Genomic DNA, 20,833 nt, shown 5'->3' with positions numbered 1-20,833 from the left:
GTACCTGAAGTCGCATGACGGTCTACGGCATCCACGCGTCCCACGAGCAGATACACCCAACCGACCTGTTGACCGCTGTGCGCAGGGCCGAGGAGGCGGGGTTCGGCGCGGCGATGAGCTCGGACCACTTCTCGCCCTGGAGCTCGCGCCAGGGCCAGTCCGCGTTCGCCTGGTCCTGGCTCGGCGCGGCCCTGCAGGCGACCAGCCTGCCGTTCGGCGTGGTCACGGCACCTGGCCAGCGCTACCACCCGGCCATCATCGCCCAGGCGATCGGCACCCTCGCCGCGATGAACCCCGGCCGGTTCTGGGCCGCGCTCGGCACCGGTGAGGCCAGCAACGAGCACATCACCGGCGCCGGCTGGCCGCGCAAGGACGTCCGCACGGCCCGGCTGCGCGAGTGCGTCGACGTGATCCGCGCGCTGCTCTCCGGCGAGGAGGTCAGCCACGACGGCCTGGTCACGGTCGACCGCGCCAAGCTGTGGACGTTGCCCGACGAGGTGCCACTGCTGGTCGGAGCCGCGGTGAGCCCGGAGACCGCCCGTTGGTGCGCGTCCTGGGCGGATGGCCTGATCACCGTCAACGCCTCACCGGACCGGTTGCGCACGATGGCCGACGCCTACCGCGACGCGGGCGGCCGCGGCAAACTCCACCTGCAGGTGCACCTGAGCTGGGCACCCGACGAGGACACCGCGATCGCGACCGCGCACGACCAGTGGCGCACCAACGTCTTCCGCCCGCCCGTGTGCTGGGACCTGGAGCTGGCCGAGCACTTCGACGTGGTCGCGGAGCACGTCACGCCGGAGCAGGTGGCCGAGGTCGTCAACGTCTCCTCGGACCTGAAGTGGCACACCGAGCAGCTGCACACGTATGCGGAGCTGGGCTTCGAGGAGATCTACCTGCACCACGTGGGCCAGGACCTGACCCCGTTCGTCGACGCGTTCGGCGAGCACGTTCTGCCGGAGGTGACCGCGTGATCCGCACGTCCGACGTCTGGTGGAAGAACGCCGTCCTCTACTGCCTGGACATCGAGACCTTCTCCGATGACGGCTTCCGCGGCGCCACCGAACGCATCGACCACCTGCACGCGCTGGGCGTCACGTGTGTGTGGTTGATGCCGTTCTACCCGACTGCGGAACGCGACGACGGTTACGACATCACCGACTTCTACTCCGTCGACCCGCGCCTGGGCTCGCTGGGCGACTTCGTGGAGTTCGTGCGTGCCGCACGCGACCGGGGCATGCGGGTGATCGCCGACCTCGTCGTCAACCACACGTCCGACCAGCACCCGTGGTTCCACGACCCGTCGAAACGCGACTGGTACGTCTGGGCCGACGAGCCGCAGCAGGACGGACCGCAGGGAATCACCTTCCCGGACAAGGAGGACAGCCTCTGGAACTACTCGGAGGAGGTCGGCAGGTACTACCTGCACCGCTTCTACAAGCACCAGCCCGACCTCAACGTGTCCAATCCCGAGGTCCGCGACGAGATCGCGCGGATCATGGGGTTCTGGATGGAGCTGGGCCTGAGCGGCTTCCGCGTCGACGCCGTCCCCTTCCTGCTGGAGCACAACGACCCCCTGGACGCGGCCTCCCTGCCCGACCCGCACGACTACCTCACCGACCTGCGGGCGTTCCTCAACCGCCGCAACGGCGAAGGCGTGCTGCTGGGCGAGGTGAACCTGCCGTACAAGGACACGATGGCCTTCTACGGCCAGGGCGTCGGCGACGAGCTGACCATGTGTTTCGACTTCGTGGGCATGCAGGCGATGTACCTCGCGCTGGCGCGGCGGTCGAGCGGCCCGCTGACCAAGGCCCTGCAGGAACGCCCGCAGCCGCCGCGCGACGGCCACTGGGCGACGTTCGTGCGCAACCACGACGAGCTGACGCTGGACAAGCTGCCGGTCGACGAACGCCAGGAGGTCTTCGACGCGTTCGGCCCGGACCCGGAGATGCAGCTCTACGGTCGCGGCCTGCGCCGGCGGCTGCCCGGCATGCTCGACGGCGACCAGCGCCGCATCCGGATGGTCTACAGCCTGCTGTTCACCCTGCCGGGCACGCCGGTGCTGTTCTACGGCGAGGAGGTCGGGCTGGAGGAGGACCTGTCGCTGGAGGGCAGGCTGGCGGTGCGCGTGCCGATGGACTGGGAGGCGGCGGCGCGGCAGCGCCACGATCCGGACTCGTTGCTGACCTGGATGCGGCGCCTGGTCGAGCTCTACCGCGAGTGTCCCGAACTGGCGTGGGGCACGGTCCAGGTGCTCGACGTCGGCGACCCGACCGTGTTCGCTCACCGCGCGGACTGCGACGGTGGCTCGGTCATCGCCGTGCACAACTTCGCGGACCAGGACATCACCGTGCGGGTCCCGGCCGAAGGGATGCTCACGGACCTCGCGACGGGGCGGGAGGTGAAGCCGGCGAAGAGCGGCGTCAAGGTCGATCTGGGACCCTACGGCTGCCGCTGGTTCCGTCTCGTCACCGAGTGATGCTTGCGGAATCTTTACGTTACGCGTGAAGATATTGTCGAGACAGCGTCGTCGACCGAAGGATTTTCGCGTGAGCGCGTACGGACTGAACCGCGTCCTGGAGCCTGCGGGCGTGCTGCCCCAGCAGGCGTGGCGACTGGACGCGGACCCGGTCCCCGCCGCGGACGAGGTGATCGTCGCGGTCGAACGGCTCAACCTGGACGCGGCGTCGTTCCGGCAGCTGAGGGAGCAGCACGGCAGCGGCGACGCGGTCCGGCAGGCCGTGCTCGACATCGTCACCGAGCGCGGCAAGATGCAGAACCCCGTCACCGGATCGGGCGGCATGCTGCTCGGCACGGTGCTCGAGGTGGGGCCGGAGTCGCCGCTCGGGCTGAGCGCGGGCGACCGGATCGCGACGCTGGTCAGCCTCACGCTGACGCCGTTGAAGATCAACGACGGCCTGCAGGACTGGGACGGCGAGGACGAGCAGGTGCCGTGCCGGGGCACCGCGGTGCTGTTCGGGCGGTCCATCGCGGCCGTGCTGCCGGACGACATGCCGAACGAGCTGGCGCTGTCCGTGCTCGACGTGTGTGGCGCACCGGCGCTGACCGACCGTGTGGTGCGCAAGCACCCTGGTGGGTCGGTGCTGGTGCTCGGTGGTGGCGGCAAGTCGGGGTCGCTCTCTCTTGCGGCCGCGCGTCAGGCCGGTGCGCAACGGCTGGTGGCTCTCGTTCCGACCGAGAAAGAAGCCGAGCAGGTCCGGAAGTCCGGCCTCGCGGACGAGGTCGTGATCGCGGACGCGCGCAATCCCGTCGAGGTCGCGGAGAAGGTCGGCAAGCAAGTCGACGTCACGGTCGTGTGCGTGGACGTGCCGGGGTGCGAGCACGGTGCCATCCTCGCGACCGCGGACGGCGGCACCGTGATCTTCTTCTCGATGGCGACCTCGTTCAGTGCCGCCGCTTTGGGAGCGGAGGGTCTGGCCGCGGACGTCGAGATGATCGTCGGCAACGGGTATGTGCCTGGTCACGCCCAGTTCGCGTTGGACCTGGTCCGGACGCAGGCGGGTGTGCGGGCGCTGTTCGAGCAACGGCAGACTGCGTGACGTGAGTACGCAACTTTTGGTCGGCGGACGCATCTACGCACCGGATGCGACGGCGATGGCCGTCACGGACGGCGTCGTCGTGTGGATCGGACAGGACTCGGTCGGGCGCGCGCTGCACCCGGACGCCGAGGTCATCGAGCTGCACGGCGCCTTCGTGGCGCCCGCGTTCGTCGACGCGCACGTGCACGCCACCTCCGCCGGTCTGCTGCTGACCGGCCTCGACCTGACGAAGACGTCCTCTGTGGACGAGCTCCTGGAGCAGGTCCGTGCCGCCGAGGGGCCCCTGGTGTGGGGTCACGGGTGGGACGAGACGCGCTGGCCGGAGAACCGCCCGCCCACGCGCGCCGAGATCGACGAGGCCGCGGGGGACAAGACGGTCTACCTGTCGCGCATCGACGTGCACTCGGCGCTGGTCTCGTCGAACCTGATCACCGACGAGGCGAAGAACGCGGACGGCTACTCGGCGGACGGCCCTCTCTCGCGCGCCGCGCACCACCACGTGCGCGGCGCAGCGAAGGCCGCCATCACGCCGGAGAAGCGCCAAGCCGCGCAACGGGCTTTCCTGCGCCACGCCGCGTCCCAGGGCATCGCGTCCGTGCACGAGTGCGCGGGCCCGGACATCTCCGGTGAGGACGACCTGCGCGAACTCCTCGCGATCACCGAAGGCCCCGAGGTGGTGGCCTACTGGGGGGCCCACGACCTGCCCGGCGTCACCGTGCGGGGACTCGCCGGCGACCACTTCGTCGACGGCGCGATCGGCTCCCGCACCGCCGCCCTCACCGAGCCCTACGCCGACGCGGACACCACGGGCGCGCTCTACCTGGACGGACGGCAGATCGCCGACCACCTGATCAGGTGCACCGAGGAGGGGCTCCAGGCGGGGTTCCACGTCATCGGCGACGCCGGCATGGCCGCCGTCGTCGAGGGCTTCGAGATCGCGGAGAAGGCGCTCGGCACGCCCACCCTGGCCGGTGCGCGCCACCGCCTGGAGCACGTCGAGATGGTCTCCGTGGAGCAGGCGGCGAAACTGGCCGGGTGGGGCGTCATCGCCTCCGTCCAGCCGCTGTTCGACGCCGAGTGGGGCGGTCCCACCGGCATGTACGTCCAGCGCCTCGGTGACGAGCGCGGTGTGGGGCTGAACCCCTTTTCCCGGCTCGCCGCCGCGGGCGTGGTGCTCGCGTTCGGCTCGGACACGCCGGTGACCGCGATCGACCCGTGGGCCGCGGTCAAGGCCGCCGTGCACCACCGGACCGACGGTCACGGCATCTCCCCGCGTGCCGCCTTCACCGCTCACACCCGCGGCGGCTGGCGTGCGGCGGGCGTGGACGACGGGCTGACCGGCACGCTCCAGCCCGGCGCGCCCGCGACGTACGCGGTGTGGGAGACCGGCGACCTCGTGGTGGCCGCGAGCGACTCACGGGTGCAGCGCTGGTCCACCGACCCGCGTTCGGGCGTGCCCGGACTGCCCGACCTGACCGGTCCGGCACCCGTCTGCGTGCGGACCGTCCTGAACGGCCGGACGATCTACGAGAGGAAGTGACTCATGGCGTTGCTCGACCTCGACCCCAACGTGGTCGCCACCGCGCGGAAACTCGCCGCGCGGGCGGCCGAACCGGTGGTGTCGCTCGCGAAGGCGCACACCACCGTCGCCGTCGAGCGCGCCACACTCCGCCTCGCGGGCATCACCGGCGCGGACTCGACGCACCGCGCCGGTGACGTGCCGTGGGTCAACCGCGTGATCGACACGGTCCGCGAGCAGTGCGGGCTGGAGCACGGTGTGGTGCTGCCGGCGTTCCACGCGCTGCGCGAGAACAACCTCGGCACCCTCACCGAACTCGCGGAAGCGACGGCCGCGGGCCAGATCCAGTTCAGGGTCCCCAGCGGCAAGGACCTGACGGCGGCGAGGAAAGTATCCACGTCCGCCGTCGCCAAGGGCCTCAAGACGGTCGACCGCAACAAGGTCCAGCGCGACAAGCTCGTGGCGAAGTGGGGTGATCCCGCGCAGCGCCCGTGGATCTACCTGATCGTCGCGACCGGCGACATCGACGAGGACGTGGTGCAGGCGCAGAACGCGGCCCGCGCCGGCGCCGACGTCATCGCGGTGATCCGCTCGACCGGGCAGTCGCTGCTCGACTACGTGCCGGAAGGTGCCACCCACCACGGGTTCGCGGGCACGTACGCGACGCAGGAGAACTTCCGGATCATGCGGGCGGCGCTCGACGACGTGTCGAAGGAGGTCGGCCGGTACGTGCGGCTGACCAACTACGCGTCCGGCCTGTGCATGCCGGAAATCGCCGTCCTGGCTGGACTTCAGCGCCTCGACATGATGCTGAACGACTCGATGTACGGCATCCTGTTCCGCGACATCAACCCGATCCGCACGTTCGTCGACCAGCGGTTCTCCCGCCAGGTGCACGCCCGCGCGGGCATCATCATCAACACTGGCGAGGACAACTACCTCACCACCGCGGACGCCGTCGACGCCGCGCACACCGTCACCGTCTCCCAGTTGCTCAACGAGCACTTCGCCCACGAGGCGGGACTGCCCGACCACCTGCTGGGCCTCGGCCACGCCTTCGAGATCAACCCGAAGGTGCCCGACTCGTTCCGGCTCGAGCTCGCGCACGCGTTGCTGGCCCGCGAGCTCTTCCCGGACGCGCCGCTCAAGTGGATGCCGCCGACCAAGCACATGACCGGCGACGTGTTCAACGGCTACCTGCTGGACGGGTTCTTCAACCTCGCGGGTGTCCTGACAGGACAGTCCATCCTGCTCGTCGGCATGATGACGGAAGCGGTCGTGACGCCGTTCCTGTCCGATCGCGACCTCGCGCTGCAGAACGTCCGCTATGTGCTGAACGCGGCGGGCAGCCTCGCCGAGGACTTCCGCCCCGCCCCGGACGGTCTCATCGTCAAACGCGCGCACCAGGTGCTCGGTGAGGCCGTGGACCTGCTGGAGCGCATCGTCGACGACGGGCTGCTCGACGCCATCGCGGACGGCACGTTCGGTCTGATGAAACGCCCTGCGGACAAGGGCAAGGGCGCGGACGGCGTGGTCGAGAAGGCTCCCGAGTACTTCAACCCCGCGAGCGAGATGCTGGAGGCAGTGCGGTGACCGACCCCAAGAGGTACGTGCGGCCCTACGGCGACACCACCGGTGACGGCATGATCCAGACGTCGTTCACGCTGCCGATCCCCTTCGGCCCCAAGGCGGACGGCGCGGCGCAGCAGCTCGCCAACAAGATGGGCATGGACCCCGCGATGGTGGTCCACTCGAACCCCATCGGCGAGAACTTCACGTTCTTCGTCGTCTACGGCTCGGTGAAGCACCTCGTGGACCTCGACGAGGTCAAGGTCGTCGAGCGCGAGTACCCGTTGCTCAGCCCGGCCGAGGTCAACACCACGCTCAAGAAGGTGTTGCGGCGCAAGCTGGTCGTCGTCGGCGGGTGCATCGGCACGGACGCGCACACCGTCGGCATCGACGCGATCCTCAACATCAAGGGCTTCGCGGGCGAGAAGGGCCTCGAGTACTACCGCGAGCTGAAGGTCGTGAACCTCGGCGCGCAGGTCTCGGTCCCCGAGCTCGTCCGCAGCGCCCGCGCCGAGAAGGCCGACGCGGTGCTGATCTCCCAGGTCGTGACCCAGCGGGACGCGCACATCCTGAACACGCAGGAGATGTCCGCGGCGTTCCGCGAGGCGATGGGGGGCCGGCGCCCGTTGCTCGTCGCCGGCGGCCCGCGGTTCGACCCGCTGATGGCGGGCGAGCTGGGGGTCGATCGAGTTTTCTCCCGGGGTACCACGCCGGGTGAGGTCGCGAGCTACCTGGTGCACGCGATGCAGGCGAAGAAGGGGGTTGCCGCGTGAGCGGAGCTTTGGTCGAAGGTTTCTCGGTGACTCACCGCCGTTACGTGCCGCACTCGCACGCGCACTACGGCGGGAACCTGGTCGATGGTGCCTACGGGCTTGGAATGTTCGGTGACGTTGCCACCGAGCTGCTCATCCACACGGACTCCGATGAGGGACTGTTCGCGGGGTACAGCTCCGTCGAGTTCGTGGCGCCGATCCAGGCCGGTGACGTGATCGAGGCGTCCGCGACGCTGGTGCGCATCGGCAAGCGGTCGCGCGAGATCGAGTTCGAGGCGCGCGTGGTGTGCCGTTCGGCGCCCGAGCGGGGTCCATCGGCGGCGGATCTGCTCGCTGAGCCGATTGTCGTAACGCGGGCCCGCGGAACGGTGGTCGCGCCGAAAGCCGCCGAATAACACCAGAACTCAGTTCGAACCGGTTGGCGTCCTGCTTCGAATCCCCGCCGTGGGAAGGGAGCAGGACAATGCCAACTGGCAACAAAAAGCGATTACGCCGGGGCGCGATCGCCGCCGCAGTGGTCGCCGTCGCGGCCGCGATACCGGCGGCGGAGGCGTCGAGCCACCGCGAGGCACCGCTGATCGCGGCGGACCCGGCGGTCGACAACACCGACGTGTACGCCTTCACCAGCCCGGACAGACCCGACACGGTCACGCTCGTCGCGAACTGGTTCGGGCTGCAGGAACCCAACGGTGGCCCCAACTACTACCCGTGGGCCACCGAAGCCCGTTACGACATCAACGTCGACTCCGACGGTGACGCGGTGCCGGACAGGACGTTCCGGGTCACGTTCACCACGGACGACCGGCGCGGCAGGGCGAACACCTTCCTCTACAACAACGGCCCGGTCACGTCGATCAACGACGACAACCTGTTGTTCCGCCAGAACTACAACCTGGAGCTCGTCGAGCCGGGCAGGACGACGCAGCTCGTGCGCAACGGCCGTGCGGCGCCGTCCAACACCGGACCCGCGTCGTTCCCGAACTTCGGCGCGATCCGGGACCAGGCCACCACGAAGATCCCGGGCGGCGGCCAGGTCTACATCGGACCGTCGGAGGACTCGTTCTTCCTGGACCTGCGGGTGTTCGACCTCCTGTACGGCGGAAACCTGAAGGAGGTCAACCAGGACACCCTGATGGGGTACAACGTCAACACCATCGCCATCCAGGTGCCCAAGACGATGCTCGCGCTCAAGGGCGACCCGAAGCGCAACCCGGTGATCGGCGTCTGGAGCGACACCGAGCGCCGGACGTTGAGGCTCGAACCCGGCAGGGCGACCCCGCAGGGCAACCTCGTGCAGGTGTCGAGGCTGGGCAACCCGCTGGTCAACGAGGTGGTGTCGTCCGCGCCGCTCAAGGACGCGTTCAACGGGCTCGAACCCGTCGGTGACGCGAGGGTCCAGGCGCTGCTCGACCGGGTGAACGACCCCGAGCTCGCCCGGCTGATCCAGGCCATCTACGGCATTCCGGCGCCGAAGACGCCTCGCGCGGACCTCGTGGAGATCTTCCTGACCGGCATCACCACGAAGGCGGGCGGCCCGATCAAGCTCGACCTCAACTCGCAGCTGGACAACGCCGACGTGGACCCGAAGAGGTTCCAGCCGTCGGAGATGTTGCGGCTCAACATGTCCACGCCGGTCACGCGCAACCCGAACCGGCTCGGCGTGCTCGGCGGTGACCCGCAGGGGTTCCCGAACGGCCGCAGGCTCACCGACGACGTCGTGGACATCGAGATCCAGGCCGTGGTCGGCGCGGCGCTGACCGGCAGGCTCGTGCCGGCGCTCGCCAAGGGTGACCGGGTGAACGGCAACGACGTTCGCTTCGGTGACCGGTTCCCGTACGTCGGCCTGCCGAGCAACCAGGCGGTCAACTCCCGCTGAGTGAGCCCCTGGGGACGCGTGTAGCCCCCCGACACCCCACACGCGTCCCCAGGCCCCCTGGAAGGTGCCCGAAAATGTGGAAAGTCATGCCGCTGCTCGCTGCCCTGCTCGCGGTCACCGCGTGCGCGCAGGAGCCCGCCCCACCACCAGCCACCCAAACCTCCTCCCTGCAGCGCACCGCGGAGTCGTTGCAGGCCAAGCTGCGCCGTACCCCCGCCGACGCCGCCGCGTGGGCCCAGCTCGGGTCCACACACGTGGAGCTCGCCCGCGTCACGTTCGACCCCCAGCACTACACCCGTGCCGAGAAGGCGCTGACGGAGTCGTTGCGGCTCAAGCCGGACGGCAACGGTGAGGCGTTCATCGGCCGTGGCGCGCTCGCCAACGCCCGGCACGACTTCGCGGCTGCCCGTGACTGGGCCCAGCGCGCGGTGTCGGTGCCGCCGGACTCCGCCTCCGCCCAGGGCGTCCTAGTCGACGCGCTGACCCAGCTCGGCGACTCCTCAGGCGAATCCGTTGCGCTGCAACGCATGCTGGACCTGCGGCCGGGTGTCGCGTCGTTCACCCGCGCCGCCTACCACTTCGAGCTGCGCGGCCGTCTGGACGAGGCGCGTGGCGCGCTGGAACGGGCGTTGGAGGCTGCTTCCTCGCCCGACGAGGCCGCGTTCTGCCGCCTGCACCTGGGCCGGCTCGCGTTGAACGAGGGCAGGCTCGACGAGGCCACCGAGCACTTCGCGGACTCGGTTCCCGGCAAGGCGGAGCTCGCGCTGCGCCAGGGACGTCCAGGCGACGCTGCTGACGCGTACCGCTCGTTGGTGTCCAAGGTTCCTTCGCCGGAGTACCTGGTGCGTTACGGCGAGGCTTTGGAGGCGGCCGGCCGGCCCGCGGAAGCGCGGGCACAGTACGACCTGGCCCTGCGGCAGCTGCGCGCGCTGGGCGGTGACGACCTCACGGCGGCTCTGATCGCCGCCGATCATGGCGATCCCGCTGAGGCGTTGCGGTTCGCGGAGAAGGAGTGGGCCAAGCGGCAGAGCGTGTTCACCGCGGACGCGATGGCGTGGGCCCTGCATGTGAACAGGCGGTCCGCGGAAGCGCTGCCGTACTCGGACAAGGCGGTCGCGCTGGGCTGGCGGGACCCGTCGGTGCTGCGCCACCGCGAGGCGATCCTGAGGAGTCTGAGATGAGGGTGTTCCTGCTGGGGCTGTTCGGAATGCTGGTGATGGGTGGGGTGGCGCAGGCGCACCCGTTGAGCAACCTCAGCGTGAACCACTACGACGGGCTGCGGGTGTTCGCGGACCGGATCGAGCTGCGGTCCGTTGTGGACAGTGCGGAGATCCCGACCCTGCAGGACCGGGAGTTCGTCGACGCCCGCAAACGTTGTACGGAACGAGCGAAGTCGTTGGACGCCATGGCCGACGAGCAGCGACTGCGGTTCGAGGTGCGCGAGGCCGACGTCGTGCGCCCGCCCGGTGAGGCCGGCCTGCCGACGATGCGCCTGACCTGCGAGTACATCGCGTCGCTACCGACGCGCGGCGAGGTCGAGGTGACGTTCAGCGACTCCTACCTCAAGGACAAGCCGGGCTGGCGCGAGATCACCGTCGTCGGTGTCGACGTCGCGGTCTCCGGCGCGCCGGCCGAGTCGATCAGCGACGAGCTCCGCACCTACCCGGAGGACCTGCTCTCGTCGCCGCTGGACGTCCGGGCGGTGCGGTTCCTGGCTCAACCAGGTGAGGGGACACCCGTAACCCCACCTGGGGTCATAGGCGAAGCCACGAAGGCGGCCGTCGGCCTGGTGGGTGATCTCACCCCGGTGGTCGGAATCGGTGCGGTCCTGCTGTCTCTGGTGCTGGGCGCGTCTCATGCCGCGCTGCCCGGCCACGGCAAGACCGTGATGGCCGCCTACCTGGCGGGTTCGCGGGGAACCCGCCGCGACGCATTCCTCGTGGGAGCCACGGTCACCATCACCCACACGGCGGGGGTTCTGGTGCTGGGGCTGCTGCTCAGCGCGTCCAGCGCGATCGCGGGCGAGTCGGTGTTGCGCTGGCTCGGCGTGGCGAGCGGTCTGCTGGTCGCGGTGATCGGAGGAGTGCTGCTCCGCTCGACGGTGCGCGCTCGTGGTCGTAAGCGGCACGACCACGGCCGTGGTCATGGGCACGGACCTGGACCTGGTCATGGACATGGTCACAGGCACCGCCGGGCGGGGCTCGTGGGAATGGGGGTAGCAGGCGGGTTAGTGCCGTCCCCCTCCGCTCTCGTGGTGCTGCTGGGCGCCATCGCGCTGGGCCGCACCTGGTTCGGCGTGGTGCTGGTGCTCGCCTACGGCCTGGGCATGGCGGCGACACTGACCGCGGCCGGCCTGCTGCTGGTCTCGCTGCGCGACCGATTCGGGCCGCGCCTGGCCCGCTTCCGCAGGGTCGCGGACTTCTCGCCGCTGGGCACCGCGGCGCTGGTGATGCTCGTCGGAGCCGGTCTCGCCACGCGTGCGCTGGCCGGTTAGCCAAGGAGGAAGATCATGAAGAAGCTCATCGTGCTGGCTGCCCTGGCCCTGACCGCGTGCACCTCTCAGGACACCGCCACCGCCCAGTTCGACGACGAACGGCAGTCCGACCTCTCCTGCATGAAGCACCAGGAGCAGACACCGGGGGAGGAGTACTTCGACGAGGGCAACTGGGACACCGTCGTCTCGTTGTCCATCCTCCGCTACTACACGTCGAACGGCGCGAAGCCCTACTGCGACGGCAAAGCGGCCACCGACGCCGACCAGGCCTGGCGCAAGCTCTACGTGCAGATGGGAGCGGATCAGTCCAATCTGCGCTGAATCGACCGCAACCTCCGCCGTCTTCTCCCGTTGGTCAATACAGACGTAGCTACATGCCGGGAGGATGGGACGCAGTGAAGATCGACCACCAGGGAGAGACACCTCCGTACGAGCAGGTGCGGGTGCACTACGCACACGCCATCTCGAACCGGGAACTGCCGGTCGGCGCGAAGCTGCCCACGGTGCGCGCCCTGGCGAAGGACCTGGGCCTGGCGGTCAACACGGTGGCGCGCGCCTACCGCGAACTAGAGGAGGCCGGCCTCGTGGAGACGCGAGGCCGCGCGGGCACCGTGGTGAGCGCGAACGGCGACAGCAACCGCGAGCGCGTCCGCGCGGCGGCGGCCCAGTACGCGGCGATGTCCGCCGAGCTGGGCCTCACCCGGAACGAGGCCCTGGAGATCGTCCGTGCGGCGCTGAGGACCTGACCGTCACCCGGTTGAGTGTTGCGCGGTCGTGCAACAGCGGCGTTCCGCGCGACAGGGTCGCGTCCTTGATGCAGGGCAGCCACCGCCGTTGGTCCTCCGGCGGCCGTGACCTGGGGCGCGGCCGCGGCCGGTTCCTGAAACCCCGGCGGTGGTCGGCGCCTCGGCACGCATGGTCGACCTGGTTCGCCTCGGTGGTGCTTCCGAGGTCGGCGACCGGTGGGAGGTGTCCCGTTCGGTGGCGTCCCGTTCCGGTGGGCACCTTCGCCCTGGTGCTCAACGTCAACGATCTCGTCTCAGCGCGCGTCGAACAGTTCCTTCAGGTCTGCCGTGAGACGACGCATGCCCTCACCCGCCTCGATCCACGTAGTGACACAGGCACTCCACGAGCCCGGCGTCTCCAGTTGCTGGCTGAGTCGCCAGCGCAGCTCGACATGGCCTCTCGGGTGGAAGCGCGCCACCACAGCCAACTCGTCGTGACTCGACCGCCAGCCGCGCTCACCCTCCCAGCCCGCGAAGTCGTCGGCCAGCGCGGCGACGAACCGGGGGAGCCTGTCGTGGTCCAGCACCTCGATGCCCAGCTGTGCCTCGAGCCCGCACGCCCGGAGTTCGACGGCCATCGTCGTGATGTCCTGGTCGAACGCCACGCACTCGTGCAGGCGCACCCGCGTCTCCGGTTGCTCCATGCAGGTGATCAGTACTTCCACGGTGGTCACGGTACGTCCCCGAGGGGATGTCGACGGGCCGCATCTTCGTCTTCAACCGTTCGATCTGTCGGCGGGGGTGCGAGTCCTCGCGCCGGCACGCGAAACGCTCGCTGGCCGGCTCGTCCCACCTGTCCAGCGTGTCACCGTCGTCCTGGGTGTGGTCGGCAACGGCTTGCTCGCACGGCGCGCGTGGTTGACGCAGGTGAGGCCCGCGTACCGGCCGCCGGTGCCATCGCTTTGCCATGACTGGGTTGGCGTCGGTGCCGCCGCGCTGTCGTGACTGGTTGACGGCGTTGCCGTCGCCGCACCACATCGCCACCGGCTTGCGTGACTTGTCCACGGAGGTGCCGTCGTCTCGCTGTGACTCCTCCACGACGGTGCTGTCGCCTTGCTGCGGCTTGTCCACGGAGGTGCGGTCGCCTTGGCGCGACTCGTCCACGACGTCGCCATCGCCCGACCATGGCTCGTCGACAACCGCCTCCACCCCACCGGCTGCCAAGCCGATCACGTCCGGGCGGCGGAAGGCCCGGCCGGAGATCGACAGCCCGTTCGCGCAGCTCGCCCATCAACTCGTCGCCCACCGCGAGCCCACCGCGGAACAAGATGACGATCCGGACAACGACGTAGGGCCATCTCCGACCCGGACACGATCCCCAGACCGTCGATGATCTCCACGCGAACTCCGAAGAGGCCCCGCCCACCCCAGGGGGCTGACCACCAACCTCCACCCAACCTAGCGGCCGATCGCGCGTGTCAACCCACCGTTCGGCGATCTGTGGACAACTCCGGGTATGCCTCGGCTCTCGCGCGCGGCGCAGCGCGCCGACCAGCGCATTCATCACCCGTTCGCGACATTCCGTAACGGCCGGACGCGGCTAGGCTGCCTCCTGGATCGTGGATAACTGACTCGTCAGTCAATTTAGGGGTGCGAGATGGGGCGGACCGTCCGCGACGGCCTGCGGCTCACGGCCGAGCAGGAGCAGTTCGTCGTGCTGGCTCGGGAGTTCGCGGCCGGGGAGATCCGTCCGCGGGCGCGCGCTGTCGACGAGGCGGACATCGAGTCGCCGCTCGACGTCTGGGACAAGGCGTCGGAGCGGGGGCTGACGAGTTTCATGATCCCGGAGAAGTTCGGCGGCGGTGGTGTCACCGACCTGCTCACCCAGGTGCTCGTCCAGCAGGAGCTGTGTCACGGCGACATCGGCATCGGCAACCTGATCACGTCCAACGGCTTCTTCTGCGCGCCTGTCGAGGACCTCGGCACGCCCGAGCAGCAGGAGCGTTTCCTCAGTCCACTTGGGACTCGAAGACCGCCCCTGACCGCGGTCGCCGTCACCGAGCCGGGCAGCGGGTCGGACGCGGCGGGCATCCGGACGTCGGCGCGGCGCGAGGGTGCCGAGTACGTCCTCAACGGGCAGAAGACCTGGATCTCCAACGCCCCCTACGCCGAGATGTTCGTGATCTTCGCGACCGTCGACCCGGCGAAGCGGTCCAAGGGGGTGACCGCGTTTGTGGTGCCACGTGACACCCCAGGGCTGAGTGTTGGGCCGCCGTTCCGGAAAATGGGGCAGCGCGCGATCGTCAACGCCGATGTGTTCCTAGACGACGTGCGTGTGCCCGTGGAGAACCGGCTCGGCGACGAGGGGCAGGGGTTCGCCGGGCTGATGCGGACGTTCGACGCCTCGCGCATCCTCATCGGTGCGGCCACGACGGGGCTTGCTCGCGCCGCGCTCGACTTCGCCACCGAGTACGCGCGGCAGCGGGTGCAGTTCGGGGTGCCGATCATCCGGCACCAGGCGGTGGCGTTCCGGCTCGCGGACATGGCCACGCGGATCGACACGTCGCACCTGCTGACCGTGCGCGCGGCGACGTTGCACGACGCGGGGCACGCGGTGGCGCAGGAGTCGGCGATGGCGAAGCTCGTCGGTTCGGAGAACGCCATGTGGTGCACGCATGCGGCCGTGCAGACGTTGGGGGGCTACGGGTACTCCCGTGAGTACCCCGTCGAGCGGTGGATGCGGGACGCCAAGCTTGAGGAGATCGAGGAAGGCACCTCGGACATCCAGCGCCTCGTCATCTCCCGCGGCCTCGGTGCGTGATGATCTTCTCCGATCCCGCGTCCGTCGCCGTCGTCGGGGCCAGCGACGACCCCTCCAAGTGGGGCCACTGGCTCGCTCGCGGCGCCCTGGTCGGTCACGGTCGTCGCGCCGTGCACCTCGTGAACCGCGGTGGTGGCGCCGTGCTGGGGCAGCCGACCGTGCGGTCGTTGTCCGAACTGGACGAGGCGCCGGAGCTCGTCGTCCTGGCCGTGCCCGCGGCTCACGTGCCGGCCGTTGTGGACGAGGCACTGGCGGTCGGTGTGCGCGGGTTCGTCGGGATCACGTCCGGAATCGACGACGGGGTGATCCGGCGGATCCGGGACGCGGGGGCGCGGCTGCTCGGGCCGAACTGCCTGGGGGTGTTCGACGCGGCGACGTCGCTGCACCTCGCGTGGGGGCAGTTCCTGCCGGGCTCGCTCGGTGTGGTGTCGCAGAGCGGGCAGGTCGGGCTGGAGATCGCCGGACTCGCGGCGTCGTCGGGGATCGGGGTCTCGAGGTTCGTCTCGGTGGGCAACCAGGCGGACGTGACCGCGACGGAAGCGTTGCTGGACCTGGTGTCCCACGATCTGACCACCGTTGTGGGGGTATACCTGGAGAGCTTCGGGCCGGGAACCGTGACGGCCATGTCGGAGCTGCGCGCGGCCGGGAAACCGGTGGTGTTGCTGACGGTTGGGTCGTCCGTCGCCGGTCAGGAAGCCGCTCTGACACACACCGGCGCGTTGACGTCCTCTTTGGACGTCGTGGATGCCGCCTGTCGCCGGGCGGGCGCGGTGCGCGTGGCGACGCCCGCCTCGCTGGTTGACCTCGCGGCGGTGCTGGTGTCTGGGGTGCCGCGTGGGGTCAGGGTGGGGGTTATCTCTGATTCCGGTGGTCAGGGCGCGATCGCGGCGGATCTCGCGGTGGCGGCCGGGTTAGCGGTCCCGGCTTTGTCCGCTGTGGACGGACTTCCCGCCGCCGCCACGAAGCGGAACCCGATCGACCTCGCCGGGGCGGGGGAGCAGGACCTGGCGAACTACTCCCGCGCGGTCGAGGTGCTGGTGCGCGGGGGCGAGGTCGACGCCGTCGTGCTGTCCGGCTACTTCGGCAGCTATGGGGAGGACACGCCCTCGCTGGAGTCCGCCGAGGTGGCCGTCGCCGACCGGATCTGTGCCCTGGCGAGGGATATTCCGGTGGTCGTGCACAGCATGCGCGCCGACTCCGCGGCGGTGCGCGCGCTGAGATCCGGGGGCGTGCCCGTGCAGCAGACGATCGAGCGCGTGGTGGCGGCGCTCGGCCACGCGACCCGTCTGGGCCGGAGCTCGCTGGACGTCACCCCGCACGCGGCGCCCGAAACACCGTTCCAGCCCGGTTACCTCGCGGCCCGCGACCTCCTGAGCTTCGTCAGGTTCCCCAGGGCACACGCCGTCACGACCGCCGCTGAGGTCGGCGCGACACCCCTCGAAGGACCGTTCGCACTCAAAGCCGACTGGTTGCTCCACAAGAGCGAGCACGGCGGCGTGAAGACCAACCTCACCGACCCCGCGCCGGCTCTCGAGGAGATGCAGGCGAGGCTCGGGCCCGGCACGTACGTCCTCGAAGAGATGGACATGCGCGAGAACACCGTCGAGCTGATCGTCGGCGCGAAACGGGACCACTCGTTCGGCCCGATGGTCCTCGTCGGGGCAGGCGGCGTCCACGCGGAGCTGTTCAAGGACACCGTCGTGGAGCTCGCGCCGGTGAGCCCCGCGACCGCACGGAAAATGCTGGCACGCCTCATCTGCGCCCCGCTCCTGTCGGGCTGGCGTGGCGCTCCCGCACCCGACGTGGCGGCGTTGGCCGAGGTGATCGCACAGGTCTCCGAGACGCTCGCGGCCCGGCCCGACCTCGCGGAGATCGAGCTGAACCCCGTGCGCGTGGGACCGGACGGGGTACTGGCCGTCGACGCCCTGATCATCCCTTCGGCGGACACGGTGAACGATGCTGAGCCGTTCGCCGGATTGCCTGCCGCGATAGGTTCTCCCGCAGCGATGTGAGGAGGCCGGGATGTTGGCTGTGGTCGCACTGCTGACGTCCCTCGCGCCGCTCCCCGGCCCGGTGACCATCGACGTCGTCAGCGTCGCGGGCTCGGGCTGCCCGGCCGGAACGGCCACCGTCGCGATGTCGGAGGACAACCAGGCGTTCACGGTCACCTACAGCGACTTCCTGGTGCAGAGCAACGGGAACGAGGCCAAGAAGAGCTGCACTGTCGCGCTCCGGCTCGACCACGCGGCCGGGCACACGTACGGCATCGCCGCGACGGACTACCGGGGGTTCGCGCACCTCACCGACGGAACACGGGGTGTCGTGCGCAACAGCTACCGCTTCCCGGGCTTTCCGGCGCGGCACAGCGCGCGCACCTATCAGGCGCCGATGAGTGACAACTGGCAGGTCACCGACGTGCCGGACGGGGAGTGGCACGGGCCGTGCAGGGACCGCAAGCCGTTGACCGTCGAGGCCGAGCTGAAGGTCACGGGCAGGGGCGACGGGAGCTTCATGACCATGGACTCGACCGATTCGAGCGTGAGCACGACGTTCCGGCTCTCGTGGAGGAAGTGCGCGGAATAACGAGCGCGCACTCGGCGTTGTCTGCTACAGTCCGTTTGTAACCGGCGGTGCGCACCAGAGCGCACGTAAGCTCCGATCAGCTGCTGGACGATCGCGGATCCGCAGCGAACACCCCCAGTTTCTCACACTGGCGGACCCACATCAGATGCCCGTGGAACGTGCATCTGGAAGCGCTCTCCTCCTGTCACGCCCCAGCGTGCGGAGTCGATGAAGCGCAGCTCGAACAACCCTCCTGAAAGGACAGACCCGATGCACATCGGTGTACTCGACATACGCAACAACAAGGCATTCCTCGTTGACGGGCCGCAGGTTCCGCAGAGTCTCGTGCGGCAGCACGACCTGCGTCGCGGCGACCAGATCAGCGGTGAGGCCGAGGACGACAGGCTCATCAGCGTCGACACCATCAACGGGCGCAAGCCGCACAAGCGGCCCAGGTTCGAGGACCTGACGCCGCTCTACCCCAACGAGAGGCTGCGGCTGGAGCACGATCCGAACGAGCTCACGAGCCGGGCGATCGACCTGGTCATGCCCGTCGGCAAGGGGCAGCGGGCGCTGGTCGTCGCGCCGCCCAAGGCCGGCAAGACCATTGTGCTGCAACAGATCGCGCAGGCGATCGCCAAGAACGAGCCGGAGATCACCCTGATCGTCGTGTTGGTCGGCGAACGACCGGAGGAGGTCACCGACATGCGCACCACGATCCCCGGCGAGATGTTCACCTCGACCTTCGACGAACACCCCAACGAGCACATCCGCGTCGCCGAACTCGCCGTCGAGCGGGCCAAGCGGCTCGTCGAGGACGGCCGGGACGTGGTGATCCTGCTCGACTCACTGACCAGGCTCGGCCGCGCGTACAACCTCGCGCAGCCCAACGGCGGGCGCATCCTCAGCGGTGGCATCGACGCCAGGGCGCTGACGCCGCCGAAGCAGTTCCTGGGCGCCGCGCGCAACATCGAGGACGGCGGCAGCCTCACGATCTTCGCCACCGCGCTCGTCGAGACCGGGTCGCTGGCCGACACGGCGATCTTCGAGGAGCTCAAGAGCACCGGCAACGCCGAGCTGAAGCTCGACCGCAAGGCCGCGCAGCGCCGGATCTACCCCGCGGTGGACCTCCACCAGTCCAGCACCCGCAAGGCCGAACTGCTGGTCTCCCCGCAGGAGCTCGCCATCACGGACGCGATGCGCCGGGCCATGGCCGACCGCGACATCGACGTGCTCGTCGAGGGAATGCGCAAGACGCAGAGCAACGCGGAGTTCCTCCTCCAGATGTCGAGGTAGGCAGCCGCTTGCGCGTTCCCAGGAACGCGGAAGTGAGAGGCTGTACCGATGAGCTATCTCGAGGTCACGTGGACCGACCCGGCCACGGGCGCGCGGGGCTACCTCGTCATCGACAGGCTCGTGCGTGGCGTCAGCAGTGGGGGTCTGCGCATGCGGGCGGGCTGCACGCTCGACGAGGTGCGGGGGCTGGCCGCGGGGATGACCGCCAAGGAGGCCCTCAACTACGACCCCGGCGCGCGGTACGTGCCGCTGGGCGGCGCGAAGGGCGGCATCGACCTCGATCCCTGCGACGCCAAGGCGACCGAGGTTCTGACGGAGTACCTGTTCGCCATGGCGCCCTACATCGAGCGCATGTGGACGATGGGGGAAGACCTGGGGTTACGGCAGTCGGCTATCGACGAGGCCATCGAGAAGATCGGGCTGCAGTCGTCGATCCAGGCCGTCTACCCGTTGCTGGACGACGAGCAGAAGGCCCGTCGGCGCCTGGCGGATGCCTTCGCGGTCACGGTCGACGGCGTGAGCCTCGACGAACTGGTCGGCGGCTACGGCGTCGCCGAAGCGGCGCTCACCGGAATCGAGTATCTCCACCTGCATAACCCCACCGCGTTCGTGCAGGGCTTCGGCTCGATGGGCGGCGCCACGGCCCGCTACCTCGCGAAGGCCGGAGTCAGCGTCGTCGGACTCGCGGACGTCCACGGTGTGGTGGCCAACCCCGCCGGTCTCGACGTGGAAACCCTTCTGCTGTCCCGGGATTCGCGCGGCGGCATCGACCGGACGAAACTGCGTCCTGAGGACCTCCAACTCGACCGCGACAGGTGGCTCGACGTCGAGGCGGACGTCCTGGTCCCCGCCGCCACGAGCTACGCGATCAACGCCGGGAACGCCCACGCGGTCAAGGCGAAGCTGATCGTCGAGGCCGCCAACATGCCGGTGACCGAGGAAGCGGAAGCCGAGCTCCCCGCGTTGGTCATCCCGGACGTCGTGGCGAACTCCGCCACGAACTCCTGGTGGTGGTGGACCCTGTTCGGTGACGTCGAACCCACGGCGGAGTCGGCGTTCGCGAAGATCGGCACGACCATGCGCCGCCTCGTCGGGAAGATCGTCGACCAGCCGTCACCGCGCAAGGCCGCGGCGGAGCTCGCGGCAGCGGCGGTGAAGGAGATCGACGAGCGGTTCTAGCATCGTAGAATTCCTCGCATGCCAGGTCTGGAGCACGTCATCACGATCGCTGCCCCGCCCGAGCGCGTGTGGGAGGTGCTCGTCGACGTGGAGCGCTGGCCGGAACGGATCCCGACGGTCGACTTCCTGGAGCGCCTCGACGACGGCCCCTTCGCCGTCGGCTCCCAGGCCCGGTTGCGGCAGCCGAAGCTGCCGGAGGCGGTGTGGACGGTGACCGAACTGACCGACGGGTCGTCGTACACCTGGGAGTCGAAGTCTCCCGGCGTCCTCGGCGTCGCCTCGCACGTCGTCGAGCCGCACCCCGCCGGCACCCGGCTCACCCTCGCGCTGAGCGTGTCCGGCCCGCTGGCCGCGCTCGGCTGGCTGATGACGAAGTCGCGGGCCAGGCGGTACGTCGAGACCGAAGCCGCCTCGATCAAGAAGTTCGCGGAGCAGAACTAGACGGTGTGGAGCGACCGC

At 69.5% G+C, this 20,833-nt stretch carries 18 protein-coding genes and 1 pseudogene; 18 read left to right on the top strand and 1 reads right to left on the bottom strand.

What is annotated here, in order from left to right:
- Nucleotides 1–14 precede the first annotated feature (14 nt).
- The 12 genes from ACRSBM_RS20775 (at nt 15) to ACRSBM_RS20720 (ending at nt 12,537) form a co-directional block, all read left to right on the top strand.
- Nucleotides 15–974, top strand: coding sequence for a TIGR03885 family FMN-dependent LLM class oxidoreductase (locus ACRSBM_RS20775; protein ID WP_434445286.1), 960 nt, complete (start codon nt 15–17; stop codon nt 972–974).
- The gene (locus ACRSBM_RS20770; protein ID WP_434445285.1) at nt 971–2,479 is read left to right on the top strand and encodes an alpha-amylase family protein; all 1,509 of its coding nucleotides are present in this window, start codon (nt 971–973) and stop codon (nt 2,477–2,479) included. The genes ACRSBM_RS20775 and ACRSBM_RS20770 overlap by 4 nt, the downstream gene beginning before the upstream one ends.
- 70 nt (nt 2,480–2,549) lie before the next feature.
- A complete protein-coding gene (locus tag ACRSBM_RS20765) occupies nt 2,550–3,560 on the top strand; it encodes an L-erythro-3,5-diaminohexanoate dehydrogenase (protein WP_434445284.1) in 1,011 nt (336 codons plus the stop codon).
- Nucleotides 3,553–5,100, top strand: a complete 1,548-nt coding sequence (locus ACRSBM_RS20760; protein ID WP_434453150.1) for an amidohydrolase — start codon at nt 3,553–3,555, stop codon at nt 5,098–5,100. The genes ACRSBM_RS20765 and ACRSBM_RS20760 overlap by 8 nt, the downstream gene beginning before the upstream one ends.
- 3 nt (nt 5,101–5,103) lie before the next feature.
- On the top strand, nt 5,104–6,672 hold the full coding sequence (locus ACRSBM_RS20755; RefSeq protein ID WP_434445283.1) for a lysine 5,6-aminomutase subunit alpha: 1,569 nt from the start codon (nt 5,104–5,106) through the stop codon (nt 6,670–6,672).
- Nucleotides 6,669–7,421, top strand: a complete 753-nt coding sequence (locus ACRSBM_RS20750; protein ID WP_434445282.1) for an OAM dimerization domain-containing protein — start codon at nt 6,669–6,671, stop codon at nt 7,419–7,421. The genes ACRSBM_RS20755 and ACRSBM_RS20750 overlap by 4 nt, the downstream gene beginning before the upstream one ends.
- A 26-nt stretch (nt 7,422–7,447) precedes the next feature.
- A complete protein-coding gene (locus ACRSBM_RS20745) occupies nt 7,448–7,816 on the top strand; it encodes a hotdog fold domain-containing protein (RefSeq protein WP_355299476.1) in 369 nt (122 codons plus the stop codon).
- A gap of 68 nt (nt 7,817–7,884) precedes the next feature.
- A complete protein-coding gene (locus tag ACRSBM_RS20740) occupies nt 7,885–9,297 on the top strand; it encodes a DUF4331 domain-containing protein (RefSeq protein WP_434445281.1) in 1,413 nt (470 codons plus the stop codon).
- A 74-nt stretch (nt 9,298–9,371) separates the two neighbouring features.
- Nucleotides 9,372–10,478, top strand: coding sequence for a tetratricopeptide repeat protein (locus tag ACRSBM_RS20735; protein ID WP_434445280.1), 1,107 nt, complete (start codon nt 9,372–9,374; stop codon nt 10,476–10,478).
- Nucleotides 10,475–11,791: a nickel/cobalt transporter gene (locus ACRSBM_RS20730; protein ID WP_434445279.1), complete on the top strand. Its 1,317-nt coding sequence runs from the start codon at nt 10,475–10,477 to the stop codon at nt 11,789–11,791. The genes ACRSBM_RS20735 and ACRSBM_RS20730 overlap by 4 nt, the downstream gene beginning before the upstream one ends.
- 15 nt (nt 11,792–11,806) lie before the next feature.
- Nucleotides 11,807–12,112 (top strand): hypothetical protein, encoded by a 306-nt coding sequence (locus tag ACRSBM_RS20725; protein WP_434445278.1) that lies wholly within the window; start codon nt 11,807–11,809, stop codon nt 12,110–12,112.
- 74 nt (nt 12,113–12,186) lie between these two features.
- The gene (locus ACRSBM_RS20720) at nt 12,187–12,537 is read left to right on the top strand and encodes a GntR family transcriptional regulator (RefSeq protein WP_434445277.1); all 351 of its coding nucleotides are present in this window, start codon (nt 12,187–12,189) and stop codon (nt 12,535–12,537) included.
- A gap of 293 nt (nt 12,538–12,830) precedes the next feature.
- Here ACRSBM_RS20720 and ACRSBM_RS20715 read toward each other — a convergent pair whose 3' ends face one another.
- Entirely contained in the window at nt 12,831–13,241 is a 411-nt protein-coding gene (locus ACRSBM_RS20715; RefSeq protein ID WP_434445276.1) for a DUF6228 family protein, read from the bottom strand.
- A 932-nt stretch (nt 13,242–14,173) separates the two neighbouring features.
- Between ACRSBM_RS20715 and ACRSBM_RS20710 the strand changes: the two genes are divergently transcribed.
- From ACRSBM_RS20710 to ACRSBM_RS20685, 6 genes and pseudogenes are all read left to right on the top strand, one after another.
- Entirely contained in the window at nt 14,174–15,337 is a 1,164-nt protein-coding gene (locus ACRSBM_RS20710) for an acyl-CoA dehydrogenase family protein (RefSeq protein ID WP_434445275.1), read from the top strand.
- Nucleotides 15,337–17,349 (top strand): acetate--CoA ligase family protein, encoded by a 2,013-nt coding sequence (locus ACRSBM_RS20705; RefSeq protein WP_434445274.1) that lies wholly within the window; start codon nt 15,337–15,339, stop codon nt 17,347–17,349. Before ACRSBM_RS20710 ends, ACRSBM_RS20705 begins: the two co-directional genes overlap by 1 nt.
- Before the next feature lie 10 nt (nt 17,350–17,359).
- Nucleotides 17,360–17,920, top strand: a complete 561-nt coding sequence (locus ACRSBM_RS20700) for a DUF4360 domain-containing protein (protein ID WP_434445273.1) — start codon at nt 17,360–17,362, stop codon at nt 17,918–17,920.
- Nucleotides 17,921–18,178: 258 nt separating this feature from the next.
- A pseudogene (gene rho / locus ACRSBM_RS20695) lies at nt 18,179–19,195 on the top strand (transcription termination factor Rho); the annotation flags it as partial.
- A 48-nt stretch (nt 19,196–19,243) separates the two neighbouring features.
- The gene (locus tag ACRSBM_RS20690; protein ID WP_434445272.1) at nt 19,244–20,374 is read left to right on the top strand and encodes a Glu/Leu/Phe/Val dehydrogenase dimerization domain-containing protein; all 1,131 of its coding nucleotides are present in this window, start codon (nt 19,244–19,246) and stop codon (nt 20,372–20,374) included.
- An 18-nt stretch (nt 20,375–20,392) separates the two neighbouring features.
- Entirely contained in the window at nt 20,393–20,815 is a 423-nt protein-coding gene (locus tag ACRSBM_RS20685) for an SRPBCC family protein (protein WP_434445271.1), read from the top strand.
- The last annotated feature ends 18 nt before the right edge of the window (nt 20,816–20,833 follow it).

Source organism: Lentzea xerophila, from assembly GCF_051094245.1.
Taxonomy (GTDB): domain Bacteria; phylum Actinomycetota; class Actinomycetes; order Mycobacteriales; family Pseudonocardiaceae; genus Lentzea; species Lentzea xerophila.
The sequence above is the reverse complement of the archived record's forward strand: the minus strand, read 5'-3'. Positions and strand labels throughout refer to the sequence as shown.

Bases quoted from the DNA above. Each gene is read 5' to 3' on its own strand.
- ACRSBM_RS20775 (WP_434445286.1), top strand. From the start codon at position 15: ATGACGGTCTACGGCATCCACGCGTCCCACGAGCAGATACACCCAACC.
- ACRSBM_RS20755 (WP_434445283.1), top strand. From the start codon at position 5,104: ATGGCGTTGCTCGACCTCGACCCCAACGTGGTCGCCACCGCGCGGAAA.
- ACRSBM_RS20740 (WP_434445281.1), top strand. From the start codon at position 7,885: ATGCCAACTGGCAACAAAAAGCGATTACGCCGGGGCGCGATCGCCGCC.
- ACRSBM_RS20735 (WP_434445280.1), top strand. From the start codon at position 9,372: ATGTGGAAAGTCATGCCGCTGCTCGCTGCCCTGCTCGCGGTCACCGCG.
- ACRSBM_RS20730 (WP_434445279.1), top strand. From the start codon at position 10,475: ATGAGGGTGTTCCTGCTGGGGCTGTTCGGAATGCTGGTGATGGGTGGG.
- ACRSBM_RS20725 (WP_434445278.1), top strand. From the start codon at position 11,807: ATGAAGAAGCTCATCGTGCTGGCTGCCCTGGCCCTGACCGCGTGCACC.
- ACRSBM_RS20710 (WP_434445275.1), top strand. From the start codon at position 14,174: ATGGGGCGGACCGTCCGCGACGGCCTGCGGCTCACGGCCGAGCAGGAG.
- ACRSBM_RS20705 (WP_434445274.1), top strand. From the start codon at position 15,337: ATGATCTTCTCCGATCCCGCGTCCGTCGCCGTCGTCGGGGCCAGCGAC.
- ACRSBM_RS20700 (WP_434445273.1), top strand. From the start codon at position 17,360: ATGTTGGCTGTGGTCGCACTGCTGACGTCCCTCGCGCCGCTCCCCGGC.
- ACRSBM_RS20690 (WP_434445272.1), top strand. From the start codon at position 19,244: ATGAGCTATCTCGAGGTCACGTGGACCGACCCGGCCACGGGCGCGCGG.
- ACRSBM_RS20685 (WP_434445271.1), top strand. From the start codon at position 20,393: ATGCCAGGTCTGGAGCACGTCATCACGATCGCTGCCCCGCCCGAGCGC.